We start from the raw sequence: 26,551 nt of genomic DNA on the forward strand, positions 1-26,551 counted from the left end.
GCTTATTTACCTCTTACTTTCTTTACCATTTCTGCAGTTACGCTTGTTTCCTCATTATTGAAGCGGTCCTTGATATATGCTACGATGGATGCCACCGACTGGTCATCCAGAAATGCGCCATGCGCCGGCATTATTCCATCAAAAGTTTTTCCATTCACAGAGATCTTTCCTTTTAATCCATTCAGCACGATATTGATCAACTGTTCTTTTGTACCTGCGAGATAGGGTGAGCCGGCTAAGGGTGGATAGCGGTTATTATCTCCTTTCCCATCACGCTGGTGACAGGTAGCGCAGTATGAATTGTACAGCATCCGGCCATGCATTTCATTGCCTTTGCCCACCATATCCAAAACAGGATCCGGGGTTTTGATATAAGTGCGTGACTTTCGTGCTTCCATCGCCGTGAGTTGAGACGGATTGAATGATTGTTTGTCACCTCTATACATCACCCTCCATATTTTCCCTTTGTTGGATTCTGCTATGTACAGGGAGCCATCCGGACCTGTAGCCAGGCCCATAGGGCGATAGCGGGCATCGCTGGTATTGAATACGGTATCGGTGTCAGTGAAGCCATCTGCGAATACTTCCCACTTGCCGGTAGGTTTACCTTTGTCAAAAGGAACGAAGCAAACGATGTAACCTGCCTGCGGATAGGGTGCCCTGTCAGTAGAACCATGGAAGGCAACGAAGCAACCATTCTTATATCGATCCGGAAACTGGTTGCCTTCGTAGAACAGGAGATCCATCGGTGCCCAGTGGCCCGGGAAGCCCATTACCGGCACATCAAAACTATCAGCTCTGGCTGTGATCTTACCATCGCCGCCATAGCCGGGGGAGAGTATGTTTCTGCCTTGTATATGATCGTAGTAAGCGTAGGGCCAACCGAAGTTGGAATGCGGTGTTACTTTCAATAAAGGTTCCGAAGGCAATACGGCTGCCTGCCAGGCAGAAAAGATGCCGGGATAGCGGTTATGAAAGTTATCCATACCATTCATGGCGATATACAATGTATTGTCAAAAGGGCTCCAGGCAAGGCCTAATGCACTTCGGATACCTGTAGCATACAGTTCTCCGTCATCCTGTGTCTGCCCCTTTTTGTTGGCATCGAAGCGCCATATACCTCCATGCCTTTGCAGGTCTGGCGCAGGATCTACGCCTTTGCCGCCGGGCATACCACCCGGACCTGCGGTATTGATATCCTGTGCAGCATCTGTAGGTGCGCCGAATGGTACATAGATATGGCCATCATGATCAAAGACCAGGGGCTTTGCGCTATGCCAGTGTTTGAAAAGTGCGGTATCTGTATCGGTAATGATAGTATCTGTGGGGGCATCAGGAATTAATTGTCCTGGTGTGAGTTTGGTTCGCAATACATATTTCACTGTTGAGAAATACAGGTATCCCTTGTAAATATTCATACCCGCGGGCAGTCCTCCTTCATCCTGGTAGTCACCAAAATAGGCCACTATATCGGCTTTGCCATCACCGTTTTTGTCCCTGAGGGCTACGGTGCCACCACGCCCTTCGAGCTGCTCATTGTAGGCAAGTTTCACATAGATGTCTCCATTTTCATTTACAGCCAGGTGGCGGGCGGGCCCTATGCCCTGGGTAACTGTTACGGCAGCAAAACTATCAGGTAAAATGAGTCCTCCATTATCGGGATCAGGAGTAGGTAATATGGTATGTACAGGAGATGGTTTACACTGGCTTAGTACCAGCAGGAGCATGAGGAAGGTACGAGACATGATATCTTGATTTTGGTAGACCTGTGCGAACAAATTATTCATGAAAAAGGGCATTCATATTGGGTATGAAACCTATTTTCAGTCATTAATGGTTTGAACTTTTCAAAAAATGAGATATCATGGCAATCTGTTGCCATGACCAATAAGACCTGTATAAATCAGTAAATCAATTTAGCTTAAAGGGCACAATCATTTGAAACTCCGGGATTTTCACCTCGAAAAGTTTCTTGTTAAGTTGATTCTCCATCTGGTAGGTACCATACATCTTTCCGATCTCTGTACGCAGGTTAGAGCCTGATACGTACTGATAGCTCTCAGTAGGGGCAAGCAGTGGTTGTACACCTACTACACCTTCTCCTTCTACTTCGCGGTGTGTACCGTTGGAGTCAATGATGTACCAGTGACGGCGCAATAACTTTATGGGAAAGGTATTATTGTTTTCAATAGTGATACGGTAGGCGAACATAAATTCACTACCAATCGGATTAGAATAATCCGGTTGATAAAATGTTTCCACGCTGATGGTGATTCCGTCTGTTACTTTTTTTACCATAGAACACCTCCGTTTCACGTAAAAATAAGCAAAATAAATCCAGTGTTATCAAAAAATTAATATGAGTTCAGACTTTAACACTTTCTTGCGAATTCAACAAATCCCTGTTTTTCAAGTACTTAACTAAAAACCACCCTGTTAGTGATGCTGGCATTGTTTTCGGCGGCCCGGGCAGCTACTTCAAAACGGTTCGCATAGTAGCCTACTTTTTTGCATTCCCAGAGGTAACGCCAGAGAAAGGGGATCAGTCCCAGCTCCTGGTATTGCATAATATGACACACTTCGTGGCGAACCCACCAGGGTTGACGCAAAAATTCCTTGCGGCTCACTCCATAAAGATGAATAGTTTTTCCAATCACCATGGCCATATTCGGGCTTTTCATCCGGCGGGCAGCCAGACGGGCTATGAATGAACCTTCTTTGATATGGCAAACAAGCTTTTCCATTACCTTATAAAAATACGAATCTATTCTTTATACCAGTCGCAGGGGCAAAAATCGTGCACAGGCTTTATAAGCACAAAAGAGGCTCTATCAAAAGTAAAATTCCCGGGGGTTAATCCGGGTATCTGATGGAGAGAATTTTCGTTTTTGTAATTCTCAATGCCTTCAGATTACTTTTGATAGAGCCTCTTTTGGATCCGGCACGCAGCTATACTTCTATAATGAAAATCTTCTGGATATGTTGAATCCCCATCTGAACTGACCTTGTAACCAGGAAGTGGTGGTTTCAGGTATGAACTGGTTTTCCAGGATGGCAGTAGAGTTGGTGAAGTTGATATGGAATACGTGTCCGCCGGTTTCTATTTCCAATCCTACGGAGAGTGGATTGTACAGTTCGCGGCCTTTGGATTTAAAATAATCTTTCGATTCCTGACTGCGGAAAGGATAGAAATATTCTACCAGCAGTGCCATGCGGTTACTGAATTTCAGACGGCCGCCACCGCCTAATGCAAAGATGTCATTCTCGTCCATATAGGTCACGCGGTTACGGTGTACTAATGTTGGCAATAGTGCCAGCGACAGACTGCGATTGAATTTGCGCCCGATGATCACCTGGCCGGTATAAGATACACGGTCACTGAATTTATCAAAATATGCAGCATCGGATTTTACGGTGCTGGATGTGGCACCACTTGCCACAGCATTACCAAAAAGTGTAACCGTGACAGGTATATGATCATCAGTGGTTTGCGTGATCAGCTGGTACTTCGCTAATCCTTCATAGAGCTGTGTCAGTCCACCAGAGCCTTTAGAGCGGGAAATGCCTGCCATCAGGCGATCTGTAATCCCATATTCAAAAGCGATACGGATATCGGAAGAGTTATCAAGTCCAAAGGCTGTTTTTCCGCCACCGAATTCACCGCCGATGTCGCCAAAGCGATGATCTACGCGGAAATCCAGTTCATGCTTTTTGAGGGTCTCGATAGAATTGCCCTGAATGATACGGGTTGATTTGAATGTTGCAATAACAGGTTCATGCTGCTTAGTACTATCCTGAAACATGTTTGCCAGTTCATCCTGCGCAAAAGAGCTCAGGCTGCAGCAACAGGCCAGCAATAACAAATATATTTGCTTCATAGAAGAGTTGTGTGTTGTGTGTTTTTAAATGGTTCAGGAAGCGGGCAGGTAGGCACCTTTTACAGTGACTTCTATTACTTCTGCAATGTTCTTTACTACGAGTGTAGGTACTTTAATTTTGTGATCTACCAACTTTACATTGAATTTGGCATCGAGGGTTGGTTTGCCGTCTTTGACGGTGATGGTTCCTTTTTCGCGATACACTTTATCCACACCGTGCATGTTCATGGTGCCTTCTACTGTTACAGGATAGGTGCCATCCTTGTGCAGGTCTGGTACTTCCAGGATTTTACCTTTGAATTCCGCAGTAGGATACTTGTCGCTCTCCAGGTAGTTTTCATTGAAGTGTTCTTCCATCAGTGACTTTTTGAATTTAAAAGTGTTGATGGCGACTTTAAAGTAGACAGCGCCTGTTTTTCCATTGATAGCAGATACGGCTTTGTTGGTTACAGCATCTATGTCTTCCATAGGAGTAGCAGAAAAGAAAGACAGGGTTGTGTTTTTGCAGGAATAGATGTCCTGGGCGATCGTGCGCAGCTGTAACAAGAGCAAGGTTGTCAACAGCACAATGCAATGTTTCATTGTTTTACTTTTTTAGGATTTTTTGAATAGTAACTTATTCGGGCATTCCATGAGAGATCCAGCAGTCAATGGAATCTTTCATGCCCTGGGTCAATTTTGTAGAACCGGGAGGCATGTCGGCATCAGCACCTGTAACGCGTGATTTCCAGAGGGCTTCATTGCTGGTAATGTAACCTTTGATCCCTGCGTAGGTAGTGAAATTCGTAGATGCGGTAGAACCGGTTCCTTTGTGACATCCCCTGCTTGTACATTTATCTGAAACGGCAGTCAGAATGTAAGCAGAGGTGATAACGGCGGTGTCGCAGGCAGTAACAGTGATTCCTGAGTCAGGGGCTGGCGCTTTTTCAGCAGTACATCCGTAGACGAGCAGGCTAAGAAATAACACTGCCAGCGCAAGTGTTTGCATAGGTTTATTCATTTGGTCATGCTATAGCTGGTTTTGTCCAGCCAGGTCTTTTAATATGGTCGAGTGATGGTTATTTGAGTCGCGATATGGTTATATGTTGGAACAAATATAGAAGATATATTTATAAATAATATTTTATTTTTCACGGGAAATTTGGGGGGATTTTTGCGGTGTAAAAAGTGTGGATTACTCCTTATTTGAGGGAAATACCTGAAAAAACTGTACTTCACTTACAGTCATTTCAGTTTCCTGATCGCATGCAAAAGTGCTGTATTCCGCTTACCAAGATATTTCATTATATGTTACATTTGTTTTTATGAACATAGCGCAGTTATACGAAGTTTACCGCAATCATCCATCTATCCAGACTGATACGCGCCAGCTTAAGCAGGGCGACATTTTCTTTGCTTTGAAAGGCCCCAATTTTAACGGGAATGCCTATGCAGCAGCGGCACTGGAAGCAGGTGCTGTACTCGCAGTTATAGATGAAGCTGAATATAATACTCAGCCGGACAAAATGATGTTGACTACTGATGTGCTGTCTACGCTGCAGCAGCTGGCATTACATCATCGCAGGCAATTGAAGATTCCATTTCTTGCGATCACTGGTACGAATGGTAAAACTACTACCAAAGAGCTGGTAAGTACTGTACTGGCAGCGGAGTTCAAAACAACTGCTACTATTGGTAATTTCAACAATCATATTGGTGTGCCGCTGACTATTCTGCGTATTCCTGCAGATGCTGAGATTGCAGTGATTGAAATGGGTGCGAATCATGAACATGAAATAGAAGCATATTGCAAAATAGCACTGCCTACTCATGGAATTATTACCAATATCGGGAAGGCTCACCTGGAAGGCTTTGGTAGTCCGGAAGGGGTGCGTCGTGCAAAGGGTGAGTTGTATGATTTCCTGAGAGCGAACGAAGGCACGGTATTCTTATGCAATGAATATCCTTACCTGCTTGAGATGAGCAAGGGTATTCCACAGGTTATTACTTATGGGCAGAAAGATGCTACCTATACAGGTGAGCCAATTGCTGACAGTGCATTGCTGAGTGTGAAAGTAACGAGTAATGAAGCGGCAGGATTGATTCCTACACAACTGGTAGGTGCTTATAATTTTCCGAATGTTATGGCCGCTGTGGCGGTAGGTCTATACTTCAATATTCCGGGCGAAACTATTCGTGAAGCCATTGCGGGATATATTCCTTCGAACAACCGTTCGCAGGTAATTAAGCAGGGAAGTAATACTGTGATTATGGATGCATACAATGCCAACCCATCCAGTATGAAAGCGGCAATCGAAAACTTTGCCGGGATTGAAGCAGCACAGAAAGTATTGTTGCTCGGCGGTATGATGGAATTAGGGCCTGACAGTATTGCTGAGCACCAGGCGCTGGTAGATTTACTCCAGCGAACTCATTGGCATGCAGTAGTATTGGTAGGTGGCGACTTCAGTAAGGTAAAGCACCCGTATATATATATGGAAAACGCAGCAGCGGCAGCTGAATGGCTGAAGCAGCAGGAGTTTACGGATACGTATATATTAATCAAGGGATCGAGAAGTATGGGTATGGAGAAGGTGATTCAGTAAGTTCTTTATAGATCTATTCCTGCTTCAGGCGGGAATAGATCTCTCTATAAAAAAAGAGACCTGCAAGCTAAAAAGCCCGCAGGTGTTCATAACCTATGCCAACTTTAGAGTATTTTTATATACCATGCCCGTCTTCATTTTTCAATGAATGAGGGGAGATACAATATTTTTAAGGTGATTATTAGTAGTGTTTAGTTGCTTTTGGTTGTGTAATTTAAATTCTTAGGTATATCGATAATGATAATTTGCATTTCCCGAACATTCCCAAGCTACAAGTCTTAACAAATAATAATGACTATTGTTTAAAAAATGTTTTTCAATTTATAATTAACGTGTCTGCTACAGAGTCTGATATATCTACGTAACCAGATAAAAGGTGGATTTAAAAAAACTGGAAATTTTTAAAATATTTCCTGGCATAGTTCTACAAGTACGCCATTGGTACCCTTGGGGTGTAAAAAACACACTAACTTATTGTCTGCCCCCTTCTTTGGTTCCGGGTGAAGCAGGGTAAATCCGGCGGCAGCGAGGCGAGCCATTTCAGCATGAATATCAGCGACATCGAAAGCGATATGATGCATTCCTTCTCCTTTCTTTTCCAAAAAACGCGCTATCACACTTTCGGGGCTTGTTGGTTCAAGTAATTCCACTTTTGTTTCACCTTTCCTGAAGAAAGCGGTCCGGACTGCTTCACTGTCTACCTGCTCCTGTTTATAGCAGGAAGTGTTGAGCAGTGCTTCAAACAGGGGAATTGAATTTTGTAATGACTGTACAGCAATACCTATATGTTCTACTTTCAACATGTTAGCAAATTAACACAAAATGGCTAAATCCTGTTCGCCATGAATTCGTACCTTGATGATAGCAATTCGTTAAATTTGTAGTATAAAATCTTGTGTATGTTGCAACTGCCTGTGTATTTAGATAACAATGCTACTACGCCCCTGGATCCAAGGGTGCTGGAGACGATGCTTCCGTACTTTACACAGCACTTTGGCAACGCCAGCAGCCGTCATCATGCTTATGGATGGGCTGCAGAAGCTGCGGTAGATCTGGCAAGGGAGCAGGTAGCTGCCCTGATAGGCGCGGATCCTAAAGAAATCATCTTCACTTCCGGTGCTACTGAAGCTGACAACCTCGCCCTCAAAGGTGTATTTGAAATGTACGCTGACAAGGGAAACCATATTATTACTACCGAAATAGAACATAAAGCTATACTTGATACCTGCAGGCATCTTGAAAAGTTGGGCGCATCTGTGACCTACCTGAAAGTGAATCATGAGGGTATGATTGACCTGAAAGAGCTTGAATCTGCTATAACTGCTAAAACGATTCTCGTAGCTGTAATGTACGCTAATAACGAGATTGGTTCCATCAATCCTATCCGCGAAATCAGTGCCGTTGCCAAGCGTCACGGTGTACTGATGATGAGCGATATCACCCAGGCTGCAGGTAAGATTCCTGTGAATGTAAATAAAGATGGGATTGACCTGGCTGCCTTTAGTGCACACAAATTATATGGTCCTAAGGGGATCGGGGCATTATATGTTCGGCGTAAATCACCCAGGGTAAAGGTAACTGCGCAAATGGATGGCGGGGGACATGAACGTGGTATGCGCTCCGGCACCCTGAATGTGCCTGCTATTGCAGGGTTTGGTAAGGCCTGTGAGCTGGCTTTGCAGGAAATGGAGGAGGAAGGAAAAAGGTTGGCTGCTATGCGGGATAAGCTGGAAAATGCGTTATTACAACTGGAAGAGACTTATGTAAATGGTAGTCGTACACATCGCCTGCCACATGTAAGCAATATATCCTTCAGGTATGTAGAAGGAGAGGCCCTGCTGATGGGCTTTGGCAAGGAAGTCGCATTGTCTTCCGGCTCTGCCTGTACATCTGCTTCGCCGGAACCCAGCTATGTACTGAAAGCATTGGGCCTGGGGGATGACCTTGCTCATTCTTCACTGCGCTTTGGGTTGGGGAGATTCACTACTGAAGAAGAAATAGACTATACCATCAATGCTGTAACAGCAACCGTGAACAGACTGCGCGAAATCAGTCCCCTGTGGGAAATGTTCAAGGAGGGAGTGGACATGAACGCGATCGAATGGTCGCATCATTGACAATACGGAAAAATCTGGCCGAATGATTGCATAAACCAACTATAAACGGCCGACAGAGAAACGGGTCTCTGGATTATTTGATGCTTTATACTTATGCTTATGTCTTACGCTGAAAGAGTACTGGAGTACTACAACAACCCCAGGAATGCCGGCACGCTGGATAAAAGTTCCCAGCATGTAGGTACGGGGTTGGTACATGTCTCGGAATACGTTGATGTGGTGAGGTTTCAGGTGGAAGTAAACCCTGTCACTCACGTAATCAGGGACGCGCGATTCAAGACCTTTGGCTGTGGTTCAGCTATCGCGTGTTCTTCTATCGTTACTGAATGGATTAAGGGGAAGACAATTGAAGAGGCTTTCCGTTTAGATCACATGGAGATTGTGGAAGCCTTAAGTTTACCGCCTTCAAAAATTCATAGTGCGATTTTGACTGAGGATGCTGTGCGGGCTGCAATTAATGATTATCGGGTGAAGAATGGAATGGAGCCTGCGGAGGAAGAGTATGAAGAACCAGCCGACTATTATGACGAAAGGGATTGATTGATTTTTTTTCAAGATTGTCTTTTGTATACATCCGGGGGCTCCCCCCGGTTGATAAGGTTTACTCTCTGCAATATTTTTCTGAATTCTGCGCTATATAGGGGATTTATTATTTGGCCTGCGGCAGGTAAAATGCATTGCCCGGAACGGATCAATTATATTCTAACGCTTGCAGCTTAAATAATATATATATTTGTACTTTCAGTCAAATTACTATGCTAGCAATATTCAGAAAGGAAATCCATCAGTTTTTCAGCAGCATCACAGGGTATATCGCTATTATCCTCTTCCTGCTGGCAAATGGCTTATTGCTATTCGTATTCCCGGACACCAGTCTGCTGGACTATGGTTATGCTAACCTGGATCCACTCTTCAACCTGGCACCGATTATTTACCTGCTCCTTATTCCCGCTATCACCATGCGTTCCTTTGCCGATGAATTCAAATCAGGCACTATGGAGCTCCTGAGTACCAAACCCCTCAGCTGGTGGCAGATCGTGAACGGGAAATTCTTTGCAGGCTTGCTGATCGTATTGATTTCACTGATCCCTACTTTCGTTTATTATATTGCTATCCGCAAGCTCAGCGCTCAAAATACGGTGCTGGACAACGGTGGCATTGCCGGTTCCTACATCGGTCTTTTCCTATTGGGAGCCGTTTTCACCGCCATTGGTGTGTGGGCATCCTCTCTTACCACAAACTCTGTGGTTGCTTTCCTTACCGCAATTTTCACCTGTTTTATATTCTATTATGGATTCGATTCACTGAGTAAGTTGCCTGCCTTCAGCGGTTCGGCGGACTACTACCTGCAAATGGCCGGTATCCGCTTCCATTACACCTCTATCAGCAGGGGTGTCATTGATAGCCGGGATGTAGTTTACTTCTTCAGTATTATTGCATTGATGCTCTATTTAACGAGGTTGTCATTACAAAGAAGAATCTGGGATTGAAAATAAGACTGTCATACTAAGTAATTAATCATATTGTGGTTAACAGTAAGAAAAAATACCTGCAACGGGCAATACTCGTCATAGCTATACTGATAGGCGTTAACATCCTGGCCATGTACATTCATACAAGATGGGACCTTACCGCCGAAAAGAGATTTACCCTTACTCCCAGTACCCGCCAGCTGCTCAAGGGCCTGGATAGCACTGTCACCATCGAGGTATTCCTCAAGGGTGATTACCCTGCTTCCTTCCGTCAACTGGCGCAGTCTACCCAGGAAATGCTGGAGGAATTCCGGGAAGTAGGCGGTAGCCGTGTGCAGTTTTCCTTCCTCAACCCCGGTCAGGGCATGAATGACTCCGACCGCCTGGCTTTCCAGCAGTCACTGGCTGAGCAGGGGATCATGCCATTCAATATGCAGGTACAGGAAGATGCGAACCAGGGATATTCAGAAAAACTGATCTTCCCGGGTGCCCTGGTACATTATGGCAGCAAAACCCTTGGCATCAATCTCCTGAAAAACCAGGGTGGCCAGGATCCGATGCAAACAATGAACAACTCCGAAGCCTTGCTGGAATTCCAGTTTGCCAACGCGATCTACCAGTTAAAACAAAACCACCTGCCACTGGTAGGCTACATGCTCGGCCATCATGAACTGTTGGGGGCCGAAGTACTGGATGCCCTTACCAGCATGCAAAGCAGCTATCTTCTTGACACCATTACCTTACAATACGTTTCTCACATTCCGCAGGACTTTGCCGCCATCGTATTTGCCAAGCCCCTGGACCGCTTTAGCGATGAAGACAAGCTGAAGATTGACCAGTATGTGATGAACGGGGGTAAAGTGCTCTGGTTTGTAGATGAGCTGAATGTAGGCATGGATAGTCTGCAGAAGCATGATACCTATGTAGCCATGGATCGTGACCTGAACCTGGAAGACATCCTGTTTCGCTATGGGGTGAGGATCAACCAGGACCTGATCCAGGATCTGCAATGTGATCGCCTTCCACAGGTAGTGGGCCATGTTGGGGATAAACCACAGTTTGACCTGTTGCCCTTCCCTTATTTCCCATTGCTTTCACCCACTGGTGCCCATCCGATTGTTAAAAATATGGACCTGGTACTGAGCCATTTTGCCAGCTCTATCGATACGGTAAAAGGTGGAGACATCAGCAAAACAGTCTTACTTGCATCTTCTGCCAACTCTAAAACAGAGCGGGCTCCTGTGCAGCTGAGCTGGAATGACCTGCGTGTAAAACCAAATCCACGCCAGTTCCGCCAGCATGATCTGCCGGTGGCAGTATTGCTGGAGGGGCAGTTCACCTCCCTGTTCCGCAACCGGCTGAGTGCCGATGAGCAGCAGCTGATAGCACAGGTAACCCGTAAACCTTTTAAAGAACAAAGTGAATTTAATAAAATGATCGTCGTAAGTGATGGCGATCTCCTCACCAATGCGATTTCCCAGAAAAACGGTCCTATGCAAATGGGCGTTAACCTATTCGACCCCTCGATGGTGTATGCCAACAAGGAGTTCCTGCTCAACTCGCTGGGATACCTGACTAACAATGCCGGAATAATGGAAGCGCGTAACAAAGAATTGACACTGCGCCTCCTGGATGCTGAAAAGATCAAACAAAACAAGTCTGTATGGCAGGCTATTTGCGTCATTGTTCCCGTTCTGCTGATACTCTTGTTCAGGGTGATTTTCCAGTTCATCAGGCAGCGGAAGTTCGAACGATAAGGCCATTAGTAATAGCGTGGTTACCACCGGGAAGCACACATTTATAACAATGTGCTAACGGTTATTCCCATATATTTGCCATTCATTCATTTTAAAATTGCGGTAACCATGACCCCACATTAGCAGTAGACGTCAACTTTGTTTTATTTAATTCTATTAAGGGAAGTGGAACAATGAGACTGTCCGCAGGTCATTGTTCCGGCAAAATAAATTAACCACAAGTGTACAACGCAGAAAGTATCAGCAAGGTGCTGAAAGGTGAACTATTACAGCAAACAGGGAACCCGGAGATTGAACATGTGCTGCTGGATAGCCGGAAGGTGATATATCCGGCCACCTCTGTCTTCATTCCTTTAGTAAGTCAACGCAGGAACGCTCACCAATATATTAAAGAACTGTACGAAAAGGGGGTCAGCAACTTCATTGTAAGTGAAGCACCGGAACTGGCCCAATATCCTGCGGCCAACTTCATATTAGTAAAAGACACAATGTCGGCGCTCCATTCATTGGTGGCCTGGCACAGACAACAATTCCATATTCCGGTGATCGGTATTACGGGGAGTAATGGTAAAACCATCGTAAAAGAGTGGTTGTACCAGCTGCTGGAAAAAGATTACAATATTGTACGTAGTCCTAAGAGCTACAACTCACAGATAGGGGTACCCCTCTCGGTTTGGCAAATGAAACCCGAGCACCAGCTGGCCATCTTCGAAGCAGGCATTTCCCAACCGGGAGAAATGGAGCACCTGGAAAAGATTATCCGTCCTACTATTGGCATTTTTACAAATATTGGTGAAGCCCATAATGAGGGTTTCCTGAACATCCGCCAGAAGATCAATGAAAAACTGGTGTTGTTTTCCAAGAGCGAAATTCTCATTTACTGCAAGGATTATCCTGTATTGAACGAGTGTGTGCTCCAGTTCAACAGCCTTGTAGGGAAGAAGGAAAACCAGGAAGGCGGATTACAGCTGTGTACCTGGTCCCGGAAGACGGAGGCCGATTTCAGGGTAATGAGTGTGGAGAAGACCGGCACCCATTCCCGTATCGAGGCTTTGCACAAAAATGAGACCCTGAGTATTACCATTCCTTTTGTGGATGAGGGTTCTATTGAGAATGCCATTCACTGCTGGGTACTGATGCTGCACCTGAAGATCCCACAGGAGGTGATTCAGCAACGCATGGATCAGCTGGGTAATATCGCGATGCGACTGGAGCTGAAACAGGGTATTAACAACTGCTCGGTGATCAATGACAGTTACAATTCAGATTTAGGTTCTCTCAATATAGCACTGGATTTTCTGCAACAGCAGCAACAGCACCCTACCCGTACCGTGATCCTCAGCGATATTCTGCAAAGCGGTAAGAGCGATGCCTCTCTTTATGAAGAAGTGGCCAGCCTGATGCGACAAAAGAAGATCGACAAACTGATTGGTATCGGAAAAAACATCTTCCGTGAAAAGAAGTGTTTCCAGCAGGTAGAGGGATTGAAGAGTTCATTTTTCCTCACTACTGAGGAGTTTATTCAGCAATTTAACCAGCAGGATTTTCAGCATGAAACCATTCTGCTGAAGGGGGCCCGGGTATTTGAGTTTGAGCGTATTGGCAAGTTGCTGGAGCAAAAAGTGCATCAGACCATTCTCGAAATCAATCTCAGTTCGGTAGCGCACAACATCAGGCAATACCAGGCATTGCTGAAACCTACGACTAAGCTGATGGCGATGGTGAAAGCATTTTCCTATGGCAGTGGAAGTTTTGAGATTGCAAACCTGTTGCAGTTCCATGGCGTAGATTACCTTGCCGTTGCTTATGCTGATGAAGGTGTTGAGTTGAGAAGGACAGGTATTACCATGCCGATCATGGTCATGAACCCCGAACCTAGTTCATTCGATGCGATCCTGCAGTGGAACCTTGAACCCGAGATCTACTCCCTGCATTTGTTACAGCAGTTTGAAGAAGAAGTCCAGATAGCAGGCAAGACCGGTTTCCCGGTGCATATAAAACTGGATACCGGTATGCACAGGCTCGGATTTGAGAAGAAAGACATTCCGGAGCTGGCCGCTATGCTGACAGATAATAATTACCTTACAGTCAAATCTATGTTCAGCCACCTGGCTGGCAGTGAAGATCCGGAACTGGATGAGCTGACCAGGCAACAGGGTAAGCTTTTCTATGAAATGAGCTATGAGTTGCAAAAGGCACTCGGCTATGCGGTGATCAGACATATTTCCAACAGTGCGGCGATTTTACGTCATCCTGACCTGCAGCTGGATATGGTACGCTTAGGAATCGGGATGTACGGTGTGGACAGCAGTGAGGAAATGCAGGCCCAGCTGAAACCGGTGAGCACATTGAAAACTACCGTTTCACAGGTAAAGCACCTGAATGACGGCGATTTCGTGGGCTATGGTGCTAAGTGGCGGGCGAAAGGTCCTGCTATAACGGCAACAGTGAGAATCGGGTATGCAGACGGTTATCCACGCAGGCTCAGCAATGGAGTAGGCAAGATGCTTGTGAGAGGGCAGCTGGCCCCGGTAGCAGGTGTGGTTGCGATGGATATGGTGATGCTGGATGTAACACATATTCCGGATATAACAGAAGGCGATGAGGTGATAGTATTTGGCGAGTCCTTACCTGTACAGCAATTGGCGGCCTGGGCAGGTACTATTCCCTATGAAATATTAACAGGAATTTCGCAGCGTGTGAAGCGGGTATATTTCCAGGAATGATTGGAAATTCCGATTTTGCACATTATTATTAATTTTGATAAAAATTATACCCTTTGAAATATCGTCACGTAATATTGATTGTAGTTCTGGTGCTGGTAGTAGATCAGGCATTAAAAGTATGGATCAAAACCCATATGAATTTCTCTGATGAGATCATTGTCTTCCCTAACTGGTTTAGGATTCATTTCATAGAAAATGATGGCATGGCCTACGGAATGAAGTTTGGTGGTGATTTTGGCAAGATAATCCTGACCTTATTCCGCTTATTTGCGGTAGTCATTGGTTTCAGATATATGAAGAAACTGGTGAAGCAGGATTACAGCAAGGGTCTGCTGATCTGCGGTTCCCTCATCCTGGCAGGTGCTGCCGGTAACCTGATCGATAGTCTGTTTTACGGAATGATTTTCTCTTCTTCCAATTATGCTGATGTAGCACAGTTCATGCCTCCAGGTGGTGGATATGGTTCTTTCCTGCATGGTAACGTGGTAGATATGCTGTACTTCCCGATCCTGAGAGGACACTTCCCTACCTGGTTCCCAATCAATGCCGGTGAATCTTTCGTGTTCTTCAGACCTATTTTCAATGTGGCTGATGCTGCGATTTCAGTAGGGGTGATCACCATCCTGGTATTCCAGAAGAAATTTTTTGCGGCACACCATGAAAAAGAAAGAGCGGAGAAAGAAAGAGAACATGTAGCTGTAAGCAAATAAGCGTTTAATATTATTTATATAGAAAAGCTCCGGTCATATGACCGGAGCTTTTTTTATGCCGGGTTTGATTAAAAATTTTGAAATACTAAATCCCCTCATTACATTTGTCCACAAATTCTATAGACTAATAGACGTAATAAAGGACGCTAGAGATAAAATACTGACCTGTAATTAATTAAACATTCACCGCGACTGAAGTCTTTTTACTAATACATATAAATTATATGCAAAACACCAGACGCCCCGTACGTGTAATCTACCTGTGGCTCCTGACCATCCTCCTGCCACTTATGGCGCAGGCACAATTAAATGGTTCCTACATTATTTCCGGGAAGATCACCGGTGATGCGAGGGAACCGCTGGCAGGTGCTTCCGTGCAGATTAAAGGTACCTCCTTCGGCGCCATTACTGACAGTACCGGTGCTTTCCAACTCACCGCTAACACAAAATTCCCTTTCAAATTGGTGGTCCGTCTCCTGGGTTATCAACCCCAGGAGTTCGACGTGAAGAACAGCGATAGCCGCTTACAGATACAACTGGTGACACAGAACCTGCTGGTGAACGAAGTGGTGGTATCCGCCTCCCGTCAACAGGAGAAACTGATGAAATCACCGGTGGCGATTGAAAAACTGGATGTGAAAGCACTGAAAGAAACGCCCGCCGCCTCTTTCTACGATGCGATCGGGAACCTGAAAGGAGTACAGATGACTACTGCAGGTTTGACCTTCAAGGTATTCAACACCCGTGGTTTCAATGTACCGAACAACTTCCGCTTTATGCAGCTGGTAGACGGTGTGGATAACCAGGCAGCCACCCTCGGGGTACCTCTGGGTAACGCCATCGGACCTACTGAGCTGGACATCCAGAGCATAGAAGTCACACCCGGTGCATCATCTGCCTTGTATGGTATGAATGCGATTAACGGGATGTCGAACCTGATTACCAAGAACCCTTTCCAATACCAGGGTATCAGCGTCTATCAGAAAATAGGTGCTAACCACTTTGATGGTAGTGGTGGCTCACCTAAGGCACTGACTGAAACTTCTGTGAGATATGCGCAGGCTTTCAAGGACAAATTTGCTTTCAAGATCAACTTCTCTTACATGCAGGGTACTGACTGGTATGCTGACAGTCATAATGACTTCAACCCCGGTACCAAAGCCAATCCTGACTTCCCTACACTCGTGGGAGTGAATAACGTGGCTAACGATGCATGGAATAAATATGCTGACCAGAGTACTTTCCCGATTACCGATAAAAATGGTAAGTCTTATAATGTATCCCGTACCGGTTACTGGGAAAAAGACCTGGTAGGTGATTATACTGTACGTAACCTGAAATTTGATGGAGGTCTTTATTATAAGATCACGCCTAAACTGCAGGTTTCCTATAATTACCGTGTGGGCCAGATGGATGGTTTCTTCCAGCGTGGTAACCGCATTGGTTTGAAAAACGTAGTGGTGCAGAATCATAAAGTCGAGTTGCAGGGACAGGATTTCACCATCCGTTCTTATATGTCTCTCGAAAATACCGGTGACTCCTATAATATGAACCCGCTGGCTGATAACCTGGAGAAGTCTTTCAAAACTGATAAGGTTTGGCAGGCGGATTATACCAAGGCACTGAACAGTGCACTGGATGCGGGTAATGATATTGCTGCTGCGCACCGTGCTGCCCGTGCGGCTGCTGATAATGGCAGATGGACACCGGGTACTGCTGCTTTTGACAAGCAGGTAGCTTTGATCAAGAGTATTAATGACTGGGATATTTACCCAACTTCCAAGGATAGTACGAACAAGAGTGGGGGAGCTGCCCTGTTGCAGATGAGCCATTTCTATCATGCGGAAGGTACCTGGAACCTGCGTAAGTATATTCATTTTGCGGATGTGCTGGTAGGTGCTGATTATCGTACTTACGAGATCATTCCTGATGGTAACAACTTTGTGGATTTCACGAAAGCACTGGCTGACCGTAATACCCCGGGGGGTAAGCATATCTGGTATGGTAAGGTGGGTGGCTTTGTGCAGGGAAGCAAGACTTTCTTTCACGATCAGCTGAAACTGACAGCATCTGTGAGATATGATAAGAGTCAGCAGTTTGATGGTAAGTTCAACCCACGTGTGGCTGCGGTGTATACTACGCCTAATCAGCGTCATAACTTCAGGGCCAGCTGGCAGAATGGCTTTAGGTTCCCATCCCTGTTTGAGGCATATTCTTTCGTGAATAATGGTGGGGTGCGCCGTGTAGGTGGTCTCGCATTTATTGAAGAAGGCCTGGGTTATTTCAAGAATTCATTCCTTACTTCCAGTGCAACCGCGTTTACTACAGCTGTGAATAAGATTACAAATGCAGATGCATCTGTGACCAGGGCAGAGGCAGAGCAACGGAGTGCAGGTGTGCTGAAAGTAGCGAACCTGGATCCGATTAAACCAGAGCAGATTCATTCTTTTGAGGCTGGATATAAGAGTGTATTGTTTGATAATAAAGTGTTTATCGATGTAGATGCTTACTTTAACAGTTACAAGAACTTCATCGGCCAGGTGGAGGTTGCGGTACCGAAGACGGGTAGTGTGAATGACCTGACACAGGCAGTATTGGATCAGATGTATGATAAGCAGTACCAGAACAGGTACAGGGTGTGGACGAACAGTAAGTCTACCGTACAGAACTATGGTTTTGCGCTGGGAGTTACTTACAATTTCGAGAAAGGCTATACGCTGAGTGGTAACCTTAATTATAATAACCTGACGCAGGATAAAACGAAGGACGATGCGTTGATTCCGGGTTTCAACACGCCGAAGTACTTTACGAATGTGAGCTTTGGTAACAGGCAGGTGTTGAAGAATGTAGGTTTCAATGTGGTATGGCACTGGCAGGATACATTCTACTGGCAGAACCTGTTTGGTAATGGGGATGTACCTGCTTATAGTACGGTGGATGCCCAGGTTACTTATGGTATGCCTAAGATTCATACTTCTGTGAAAGTGGGAGGATCGAACATCTTTAATACGGCTTACTTCCAGTATGTAGGCGGGCCGACGATCAAGGGATTGTATTATGTGGCGATTACTTACGATTTGCCTTTTGCGAAGAAATAATATAAGAGCTAAACAAAAAAGCGTTTGCCAATGGCAAACGCTTTTTTGTTTAGGACAATGGCCTGCCGGCCGCCGCACCCATTAAACTTCCTATATTTTTCCTTTTCTAATAACTTTTTAAGGTTTGCTACTTGGATAAACCGTTTATTCACCCTAACTTAGTCTATCTTATCTATAGACTATATAACCAGAGAATAATGTCGCATAACGAGGAGATAGAGCAATTAGAGAATCAAGTGGCCAGTCCTGAACGCCAGGAGGTCCTTATTGACCTTGTCAATGATGACAACCGTAAGAAGCCAGGTTTATGGCTGCTGATCGGCCTCATTGCGGTAGCGGTACTTGCTGGAGCAGGGATATTGTATTATTTCAATACTTCTGAGGCTGAGCATACCCGCATCTATGAGTTTACGGCTTCTATATTCACCAGGGAGGTGCTGTTCTACATTTGTGTAGGTCTGGCAGCTCAGATGGTGGATGGTGCTTTAGGTATGGCCTATGGTGCTACGTCTACCTCCTTACTGCTGGGTTTGGGTATTCCTCCGGCTATTGCCAGTGCGAGTGTGCATGTGGCAGAGGTATTTACCACGGGTGCCTCGGGCATCTCTCACTTCAGGTTTGGTAATGTGAATAAGAAACTGTTCCTGGGTCTTTTGGTACCTGGTATCATTGGCGCAGTAACGGGTGCGTTCTTATTATCCAAGGTGATCAATGGCGACATCATCAAGCCATTTATGAGTGCCTACCTGTTGATCTTAGGTATCATCGTATTGCGCAAAGCATTTCAGCATAAAAAAGGTAAGAGCAAAACCAAGCGACTGGGGCTGCTGGCCTTGTTTGGTGGCTTTATGGATGCCATCGGCGGTGGGGGCTGGGGTCCGGTTGTGACATCTACCTTGTTGAGTAAAGGCCGTTCAGCACATTATACCATTGGGTCTGTAAATGCTGCGGAGTTCTTTATTTCTTTGAGCAGTGCGGGTACTTTCCTGCTGTTTGGTGCTATTACCGGTTGGCCGGTGATCATCGGACTGATTATCGGGGGGGTGATTGCTTCTCCTTTTGCAGCCTTGCTGGTGAGGAAGATCAAGCGCAAGCCGCTGATGATTATGGTAGGAATACTAATTATCCTGACCAGTTTACGAACGATCATAATGGCTTTAATGCATCATTAAAAAAAGTTAATGCATCATTTTAAAAGAAAGAGGTTGTAGTAATTACAACCTCTTTTTTTATCCTTTATTGAGACTGATTATTTAATCTCTCCCACCATATCGATAGGATTCACCCAGGCATCAAATTCTTCTGGTTTTACGTAACCCAGTTTCACTGCCATTTCTTTGAGGGTAGTACCTTCTTTATGTGCTTTTTGCGCAATCTCAGCAGCTTTGTAGTAACCAATCTTTGTGTTCAGTGCGGTTACCAGCATCAGGGAGTTGTCTACGTGCTTTTTGATATTTGCTTCGATTGGCTCGAGACCAGTCGCACATTTATCATTGAAGCTTACACAGCCATCACCGATCAGGCGTGCAGAGTGCAGGAAGTTGTAAATCATTACAGGCTTGAACACGTTCAGTTCGAAGTGACCGGTAGCACCACCGATGTTGATAGCTACGTCGTTACCCATTACCTGTGCTGCGATCATGGTGAGAGCTTCACACTGTGTAGGATTCACTTTGCCTGGCATGATGGAAGAACCTGGTTCATTGTCAGGGATGTGGAGTTCGCCGATACCGGAGCGTGGGCCGGAGCTGAGCATGCGGATATCGTTTGCGATTTTCATCAGGCTTACTGCTACGGTTTTGAGCGCACCGTGTGCTTCTACGATTGCATCGTGAGCGGCCAGGGCTTCAAATTTGTTTTCAGCAGTGATGAAAGGCAGGCCGGTGAGGTTTGCAATGTGTTTTGCTACGTTCTCAGAATAGCCTTTAGGGGTATTGATACCGGTACCTACGGCAGTACCGCCCAATGCCAGTTCGCTCAGGTGAGCCAGGGTATTGTTGATCGCTCTCAGACCGTGGTCCAGCTGAGATACGTAACCGCTGATCTCCTGACCCAGGGTGAGTGGGGTAGCATCCATGAAGTGGGTACGACCTATTTTCACGACATGCTTAAAGGCTTCAGCCTTTTCAGCCAGGGTATTGCGGAGCTTCTTAATGCCCGGGATGGTTACCTCGATCAGCATTTTATAAGCTGCAATGTGCATTGCAGTCGGGAAAGTATCGTTGGATGATTGTGACTTATTCACATCGTCATTCGGGTGTATTGCTTTATCCTTATCGGTGAGCTTACCGCCATTGTTGACATGGGCACGGTAGGCGATCACTTCATTTACGTTCATGTTAGACTGGGTACCGGAACCGGTTTGCCATACTACCAGTGGGAATTGGTCATCCAGTTTACCAGCGAGAATTTCATCGCAGGCATTGCTGATGAGGGTGGCTTTTTCCTGGGAGAGAACGCCGGCATCCAGGTTGGTCAGTGCTGCGGCTTTCTTGAGGTATGCAAATGCCTGGATGATTTCTTTAGGCATTTTATTAATATCCTGTGCTATCCTGAAATTGTCGATAGAACGTTGGGTTTGAGCACCATAATAAGCGTCTACTGGTACTTGTACCTCGCCCATCGTATCCTTCTCTATTCTATATTCCATAATGCTTGATTTTTTGCGGTACAAACGTACTAAATGTCAGTAAAAAAATGCTTGTACAGGCTATAAAATTGGGGTGAATGAATGAAAAGAGGCCAATGGGGTGTAGACAATGGATGGCCTGTACAAGCGGGCTCTGGGGACAATGGTCAGGTATAGGATAGGTCTAAAAAGGTAGGGGTGAATGGATAAAAAAGGCCCTGTTAGGGCCTAAGGGCTTGGGGGCAAATGAATGAAAACAGGTTAATGGATGGCCGGACCGGCAAAAAATCTTTGGGGGCGAATGAATGAAACAGGCCTTTTGCAGGCAATGATTTTCGGGGGCGAATGGATGAATAGATGCCTTTTGCAGGCAATAACTTTCGGGGGCGAATGGATGAATAGATGCCTTTTGCAGGCAATAACTTTCGGGGGCGAATGGATGAATGAGTGCTGGTACCGGCTAATATTTCGGGGGCGAATGGACGAAAAAGTGTCAATGAGCGCCAGTACCAGCTGTTTTTTCGGGGGCGAACGGATGAAATAAAGTTGACAGGAAGCTTCCGGGTTTATCTAATGGACGAAAACCTGCCTTTAATATCATTTGGGGTCATACAAACGGCTGAGACTAATCAACCTTGTTAAGGTCAGCCTTCCCTCCCGGTGCGGTTAATTCCGCTGGCGCACTTCCCGGGAGGGGGGCTTGTTGGGTTGTCCCCCCAACTTGTAATGTGACTTTCGGTATAGGGGTTAAAGGAATCGATGAATCAAAGGTAAGGATGCCTGCCAGGTGCAGGAAATACATTACACCGATCCATCTTTTCAAGGTACGGATAGCAGGATTGCAGGTATTTTTAAAATTCGGGGATCAGGATACGGTGATCCATAGGGAGGCGGTATAATTGTCCGCTTCCTCAGTGGTAGTAAGGGAATAGTTGTTTTTATAGGTAGCTTCCAGCCTTCTCCTGATGTTATCCATGCCTATACCGTTGGACAACTCTTTTGGGCCTGTTTTCTTACGGTTGTGCGTGGAAAAGTAAATGGTTCCGTCCTCCTCTGACACTTTCAGTTGCATGACCAGGGGGTGCTGGTCATTATTCAGTTCTCCATGTTTAAAAGCGTTTTCTACCAGGGTAATGATGACCAGGGGGATAATCCGGATTTCATTGATATCGCCACTGATATCAAATACGACCTGCAGCCGGTTACTAAACCGGAGTTGGTTGATCTTGATCACGTTCTGTACGTGTTCAATTTCTCTTGACAGGAGCACGGTATCTACATCCTGCTCACCGGTATGCATGGAATAGCGCATGATTTCGCAGAGGGTCAGGATGCCTTCTGACAATTCTTCGCTCACTGGTAAGGATTTGGCATAAAAGAGATTCAGGGTATTGTGCAGGAAGTGGGGATTGATCTGTGCCCGTAGAAAAGCATATTCTGATTTAAGGCGATCGGCTTCAATACGGGCCTTTTCCAGTTCCATAGCACGTAGTCGTTTTTCCTTGCTGACGGACTCCATGGCGAAGTAATAGCCAAAGGAGAAAAACTCGTAGATCAGGAAGATCCACAGCAGATCTACTATCAGCTCTGAGAATATATAAGGCGGTATGGTACCGGGTGGTTCATAGGGCCTGATGAGGGTACCACATGCCCAGTATAAACCTGCAGCAGAAAAATACAGGAAGATCTCAGCAGCAATCAGTAAAATATATCTTTTTGTGCTAAGGAATTTTTTGAGGACGTAGTAGTTGCCGTAAAATATGTACACAACCGGAATCTCTGTGAACACGAAGTCCAACAGATCGAAAGTATAATCAGATTTTAAAAATTTTCGGGATAATCCAATAGTGATATAAATCGACCATGCTAAGAGGTGATAGATTATTAATCTAAAAAGGGTCCGGGTTTTCTTCGACGATTCCATTATTGTCTAAAGATAAACAAATTAATCAGCGATGTTCCATTACGTACTGCACCCAGTCAGTGCAGCTTTCAGGGATTTCAACGCCGGGAGCAATGCCAATATTGTCTATCACTTCTGCAGGCATGCGAAGTGTGCGGGAACTGGGTATACCCAGCGCGAATAATGTGCAGGGCATCTTATACGGCACTACATCCGAATAGTCTACTGCGCCAGCAGTATGGGTACCGAACAGTTGTACCTTTTTACTCTGCCGGGCTTTCAATACAAACATTTCTGTGCTGCTCCCTACATTCTGATTGATGATGAGTGATACTTTTTGCGGATAAGGGAAGACCTGGTTCATCCTGATTGTATCATTGTTCCATAACTGGTATGCTGTGCCCAGATGTGCCCGTAGTGCAGCGGCTTCTTTCCGGAAAACGGCTTTCATGCTATCACTTATATTCGGATAGTCCGTGACATCGTAGAGGTTGCGGATATTCTCTTCTGTAGCCAGTACAGTGGCCCCTTCTGAGATGATGGGGTTTGTGTATAAATAGGGTAAGAGACTATCAAAACAGATGGTGGATCCTCCTTTGTTTTCCCTAAGATCGATGATGAAATGTGGTGTTTTGTTCAGCCGTTCTTTGTGTAGTGCAAGCAGGCTATCAATGATGCCTTTGAATTGCAAACGGGCACTGGGAATGGTGAGCAGACAGGTTTGATCATTCAATATTTTAAAAGAGGGAGCTGCTACGGGGGGTAGCGGTGTTTTAGGGAAATAAGTATCCAGTAGAGGATGTTTACCTCCACGGTTGACGACAACTACTAAATGTTTATCATGAAAAAAGCCTGTCCATTGCTGCAATAGTCTAAGGCAGACGGGCATAGTGGCGGTATCTGCTACCAGTAGTAAGCTATCAGTCAGTGCATGGTATTGTTTATTATTTGCAGCAGTGACTTTGTCGGGGAAGCCGATATAATTCTTCTCTACTTTATCGATGAGGAATTGCAGGTTTGCCTTACAGGCACAGTCCTGTGCTATAGCGGGGCATACAGCCAGGCTTAGAAAAATGGTTATTAAGTAGCGTGTCATCATACATGGTCAACATAACTATCAGGGAAACCGGTTTCCCTGATAGTGTGAAATGAATTAAAGGGTCAGCACTTCAATCACCGTCGGCGTTTGTGTGAACTCACACACGGGGTGTGAAGAGGGGCCTTCAACAAGAATGGGTGATAAGTGAGGTGTGTTCAGTTTTGAAATTGTTATTTTTCCCAATTTCAGCTTTTTTGATGTTTTGAGGGCAAGGGTTGTTTTCTTCATGAGTAGGCTTTTATGGTTATATTGGTAAATATGCACATGAAGTTATCGCAACGGGTTACTCTCATCAATTTTTATACACGGATATTGGCATTTAAAGTACAGATGTTGCTTATTCACCAATGAATGAAGCAGGTCGTTTTTCAATGAATGCGGCAGCGCCTTCCTGCATATCTTTTGTAGAAAAGCAGGCACCGAATTCATTGATTTCCAGCTCATATCCATCTATATCCTTGTCGATTGCACCATTCGTACATTTGATCACCCTGGCAATTGCCAGCGGTGCTTTTGCATGAATTTTTGCTAATATTTCTTTGGCTTTTGTGAGTAGTTCTTCTGGTGCTACAACATGGTTCACGAGTCCCCATTGCAATGCGTCCTGAGCATTGATCATATCGGCAGTCATCATCAGTTCCATAGCTTTACCTTTGCCTATGAGAGCGGTGAGACGTTGGGTACCACCATATCCCGGGATGATGCCGAGGTTTACTTCGGGCTGACCGAATTTTGCATTGGTCGCAGCGATTCGAAAGTGACAAGCCATGGCGAGTTCACAACCGCCACCCAGTGCAAAACCATTTACAGCTGCGATGATGGGTTTAGGGCTGTCTTCGATGCGCTTGAAGATCATGTGTCCTTTATTGGCCAGTTCTACGGCCTGTTGAGGAGATAAACGCAGAAATTCCGAGATATCTGCGCCGGCTACAAATGCTTTTTCTCCAGTACCAGTGATGACCGCACTTTTTATTTCCTGATTTTTGTATACCTCATCTATGGCAAGCGCCAGTTCTGCCATCACCTGCTGGTTCAGGGCATTCATTTTATCCGGGCGGTTGATGTAGATGAACAAGGTATTGTTTTCTATGGTAGTATTGATCGTCTGGTACATGGTTTTTCGGTTTGGATATCTAATGTAAGGAATTTTTACGGCCCGCCGCTGATAGGATTTTAACATTTAATTATTAGATAATATCTTACTACTACTCACAAAAAAATCCTTCTTAGTTATTGACAAAGAAGGATTTACAAATTTATTACTCAGCAAAAGGTATGAGCTTATAGAAGCGTCGAACTAGCGTCGAATTCGCGTCGAAGAAGCAACGGCAGAGCATCGAACACGTGAAAATAATACCAGTTTAATTCCTGATCATTTTAAAATGCCCATAGTTTTTTATGAAGGGATCCCTGAAATCGTAGGTCAGTGTCACCAGGAACATTTTGGATGCCACATTACGGTAAGGGTAGGTGGCTACTCCTGCTATCGTTTCTTTATAATTTTTGTTGAAAAAGTCATTGGGATAGTACTGTACTTTCAGTCCAATACCGGGGTAGAAGCGGAAACCAGCGAACAGTGAGGGCATGAGCAGGGGAGTGCGGTCACTGAACCATTCATTGAATTTCTTTACTTTTTTGCCATCTACGAATTGCTTCTCTTTATAGTTAAAGGCCAGGTCATACTGACCACCCAGGAAGAAGAAGAAATTCTGTCCTCTTACATCGCCAATTTTAATACCGAAAGGTACACCCAGGGTGTAAACGCGGCGCTTTAGCTTTATATCGAGGGTATCGCTACCCTTGGTGATGATACCTATATTTTTGATGTTGATGCCCGAAAAGACACCCATCCACTTAGAGAAGTCGTAATTGTAATTACGGCCCATATTGAAGAAGAGGGTAAAGCGGGGGGCGGTGCTTACATGTTCGCCACCATATTTTACATCGCCAAACGTGAGAATCGGCCCGTCTCCACCAATGGATGGATATACGTGCTGGTGGAGTTTGGTTGGTTTTTGAGCAGTGGTATCCTGGGCAAAAACAGCCAATTGGCACAGGCAGCATACGAGGGTAAACAGGGATGTCTTTATATTCATTCTTGCTTCTTTTTCAGGAAAAGACGAGTGAGTGAACAAAAGGTTACAGCAATTTTAGAAATTTCTGTGGGTGGCTACCCATTCGTTGATATAAGTAGCGATATCTGCTGTGCGGGTGCCGGGAGGGAACAGTTTGCCGACCCCGATCTCATGGAGTGTGTGCATATCTGTTTCGGGAATGATGCCGCCGCCGGTTAGCAGTACATCGTCCATACCTTTTTCTTTCATAATGGCCATGATGCGGGGGAATACGGTCATATGAGCACCTGAGAGGATGCTGACACCGATAGCATCTACATCTTCCTGGAGGGCGGCGCTGACCACCATCTCAGGGGTTTGGCGCAGGCCGGTGTAAATGACTTCCATACCGGCATCGCGGAGAGCGGCGGCGATTACTTTAGCGCCGCGATCATGGCCATCGAGGCCAACTTTAGCCACGAGTACCCGGATAGGGCGTTGCGGAGGGGTGACCATTGTATTT

General features: G+C 45.3%; 23 protein-coding genes. 9 read left to right on the top strand and 14 right to left on the bottom strand.

Translation table 11 applies throughout. The annotated features are described in order from the left end of the window. Window positions 1–2: 2 nt before the first annotated feature. From DXN04_RS06830 to DXN04_RS06855, 6 genes are all read right to left on the bottom strand, one after another. The gene (locus DXN04_RS06830; protein WP_116853371.1) at window positions 3–1,745 is read right to left on the bottom strand and encodes a c-type cytochrome; all 1,743 of its coding nucleotides are present in this window, start codon (window positions 1,743–1,745) and stop codon (window positions 3–5) included. A 166-nt stretch (window positions 1,746–1,911) separates the two neighbouring features. Next, window positions 1,912–2,298 (bottom strand): Co2+/Mg2+ efflux protein ApaG, encoded by a 387-nt coding sequence (gene apaG / locus DXN04_RS06835; RefSeq protein ID WP_072364286.1) that lies wholly within the window; start codon window positions 2,296–2,298, stop codon window positions 1,912–1,914. 119 nt (window positions 2,299–2,417) lie between these two features. Next, window positions 2,418–2,744 (bottom strand): DUF4157 domain-containing protein, encoded by a 327-nt coding sequence (locus tag DXN04_RS06840; protein WP_116852591.1) that lies wholly within the window; start codon window positions 2,742–2,744, stop codon window positions 2,418–2,420. A gap of 213 nt (window positions 2,745–2,957) precedes the next feature. Further along, window positions 2,958–3,878, bottom strand: a complete 921-nt coding sequence (locus tag DXN04_RS06845; protein WP_116852592.1) for a DUF5777 family beta-barrel protein — start codon at window positions 3,876–3,878, stop codon at window positions 2,958–2,960. 33 nt (window positions 3,879–3,911) lie between these two features. Then, entirely contained in the window at window positions 3,912–4,460 is a 549-nt protein-coding gene (locus DXN04_RS06850; RefSeq protein ID WP_116852593.1) for a YceI family protein, read from the bottom strand. A gap of 34 nt (window positions 4,461–4,494) precedes the next feature. Next, a complete protein-coding gene (locus tag DXN04_RS06855; RefSeq protein WP_147319862.1) occupies window positions 4,495–4,866 on the bottom strand; it encodes a hypothetical protein in 372 nt (123 codons plus the stop codon). Window positions 4,867–5,182: 316 nt separating this feature from the next. Between DXN04_RS06855 and DXN04_RS06860 the strand changes: the two genes are divergently transcribed. Continuing rightward, window positions 5,183–6,463 carry a UDP-N-acetylmuramoyl-tripeptide--D-alanyl-D-alanine ligase gene (locus tag DXN04_RS06860; RefSeq protein WP_116852595.1) on the top strand — a complete coding sequence of 427 codons (1,281 nt, stop codon included), beginning with the start codon at window positions 5,183–5,185 and terminating at the stop codon, window positions 6,461–6,463. A 401-nt stretch (window positions 6,464–6,864) separates the two neighbouring features. Here DXN04_RS06860 and mce read toward each other — a convergent pair whose 3' ends face one another. Beyond that, window positions 6,865–7,266 carry a methylmalonyl-CoA epimerase gene (gene mce, locus DXN04_RS06865; RefSeq protein ID WP_116852596.1) on the bottom strand — a complete coding sequence of 134 codons (402 nt, stop codon included), beginning with the start codon at window positions 7,264–7,266 and terminating at the stop codon, window positions 6,865–6,867. Between the two features lie 96 nt (window positions 7,267–7,362). Here mce and DXN04_RS06870 point away from each other — a divergent pair, with 96 nt between their 5' ends. The 8 genes from DXN04_RS06870 (at window position 7,363) to DXN04_RS06905 (ending at window position 19,515) form a co-directional block, all read left to right on the top strand. Continuing rightward, on the top strand, window positions 7,363–8,580 hold the full coding sequence (locus DXN04_RS06870; RefSeq protein WP_317128894.1) for an IscS subfamily cysteine desulfurase: 1,218 nt from the start codon (window positions 7,363–7,365) through the stop codon (window positions 8,578–8,580). A 99-nt stretch (window positions 8,581–8,679) separates the two neighbouring features. Then, window positions 8,680–9,120 (top strand): iron-sulfur cluster assembly scaffold protein, encoded by a 441-nt coding sequence (locus DXN04_RS06875; protein WP_116852597.1) that lies wholly within the window; start codon window positions 8,680–8,682, stop codon window positions 9,118–9,120. A 215-nt stretch (window positions 9,121–9,335) separates the two neighbouring features. Next, the gene (gene gldF / locus DXN04_RS06880; protein WP_116852598.1) at window positions 9,336–10,070 is read left to right on the top strand and encodes a gliding motility-associated ABC transporter permease subunit GldF; all 735 of its coding nucleotides are present in this window, start codon (window positions 9,336–9,338) and stop codon (window positions 10,068–10,070) included. 35 nt (window positions 10,071–10,105) lie between these two features. After that, a complete protein-coding gene (gene gldG, locus DXN04_RS06885) occupies window positions 10,106–11,809 on the top strand; it encodes a gliding motility-associated ABC transporter substrate-binding protein GldG (protein ID WP_158568884.1) in 1,704 nt (567 codons plus the stop codon). 221 nt (window positions 11,810–12,030) lie between these two features. Continuing rightward, entirely contained in the window at window positions 12,031–14,535 is a 2,505-nt protein-coding gene (locus tag DXN04_RS06890) for a bifunctional UDP-N-acetylmuramoyl-tripeptide:D-alanyl-D-alanine ligase/alanine racemase (protein ID WP_116852600.1), read from the top strand. Window positions 14,536–14,588: 53 nt separating this feature from the next. Further along, window positions 14,589–15,245 carry a lipoprotein signal peptidase gene (locus DXN04_RS06895; RefSeq protein ID WP_116852601.1) on the top strand — a complete coding sequence of 219 codons (657 nt, stop codon included), beginning with the start codon at window positions 14,589–14,591 and terminating at the stop codon, window positions 15,243–15,245. 224 nt (window positions 15,246–15,469) lie between these two features. After that, window positions 15,470–18,343 (top strand): TonB-dependent receptor, encoded by a 2,874-nt coding sequence (locus DXN04_RS06900; protein ID WP_116852602.1) that lies wholly within the window; start codon window positions 15,470–15,472, stop codon window positions 18,341–18,343. 197 nt (window positions 18,344–18,540) lie between these two features. Further along, complete coding sequence (locus tag DXN04_RS06905; RefSeq protein WP_116852603.1) at window positions 18,541–19,515, top strand: sulfite exporter TauE/SafE family protein; 975 nt, start codon at window positions 18,541–18,543, stop codon at window positions 19,513–19,515. 77 nt (window positions 19,516–19,592) lie between these two features. Here the strand turns inward: DXN04_RS06905 and fumC are convergent, their stop codons facing one another. The 7 genes from fumC to DXN04_RS06945 all read right to left on the bottom strand — a co-directional run bounded on the left by fumC (window position 19,593) and on the right by DXN04_RS06945 (window position 26,544). Continuing rightward, on the bottom strand, window positions 19,593–20,993 hold the full coding sequence (fumC, locus tag DXN04_RS06910) for a class II fumarate hydratase (protein WP_116852604.1): 1,401 nt from the start codon (window positions 20,991–20,993) through the stop codon (window positions 19,593–19,595). Between the two features lie 844 nt (window positions 20,994–21,837). Next, complete coding sequence (locus tag DXN04_RS06925) at window positions 21,838–22,761, bottom strand: sensor histidine kinase (RefSeq protein WP_233525562.1); 924 nt, start codon at window positions 22,759–22,761, stop codon at window positions 21,838–21,840. A 160-nt stretch (window positions 22,762–22,921) separates the two neighbouring features. Continuing rightward, complete coding sequence (locus tag DXN04_RS06930) at window positions 22,922–23,974, bottom strand: S41 family peptidase (protein ID WP_116852608.1); 1,053 nt, start codon at window positions 23,972–23,974, stop codon at window positions 22,922–22,924. Between the two features lie 54 nt (window positions 23,975–24,028). Next, complete coding sequence (locus DXN04_RS34735; RefSeq protein WP_158568888.1) at window positions 24,029–24,202, bottom strand: hypothetical protein; 174 nt, start codon at window positions 24,200–24,202, stop codon at window positions 24,029–24,031. 109 nt (window positions 24,203–24,311) lie between these two features. Further along, window positions 24,312–25,088 carry an enoyl-CoA hydratase/isomerase family protein gene (locus tag DXN04_RS06935; protein ID WP_116853373.1) on the bottom strand — a complete coding sequence of 259 codons (777 nt, stop codon included), beginning with the start codon at window positions 25,086–25,088 and terminating at the stop codon, window positions 24,312–24,314. Window positions 25,089–25,335: 247 nt separating this feature from the next. Next, window positions 25,336–26,070 (bottom strand): hypothetical protein, encoded by a 735-nt coding sequence (locus DXN04_RS06940; protein WP_116852609.1) that lies wholly within the window; start codon window positions 26,068–26,070, stop codon window positions 25,336–25,338. A 54-nt stretch (window positions 26,071–26,124) separates the two neighbouring features. Continuing rightward, window positions 26,125–26,544 carry a cobalamin B12-binding domain-containing protein gene (locus DXN04_RS06945; RefSeq protein WP_116852610.1) on the bottom strand — a complete coding sequence of 140 codons (420 nt, stop codon included), beginning with the start codon at window positions 26,542–26,544 and terminating at the stop codon, window positions 26,125–26,127. Window positions 26,545–26,551: the final 7 nt, after the last annotated feature.

The organism is Chitinophaga silvisoli, from assembly GCF_003412465.1.
Lineage (GTDB): Bacteria > Bacteroidota > Bacteroidia > Chitinophagales > Chitinophagaceae > Chitinophaga > Chitinophaga silvisoli.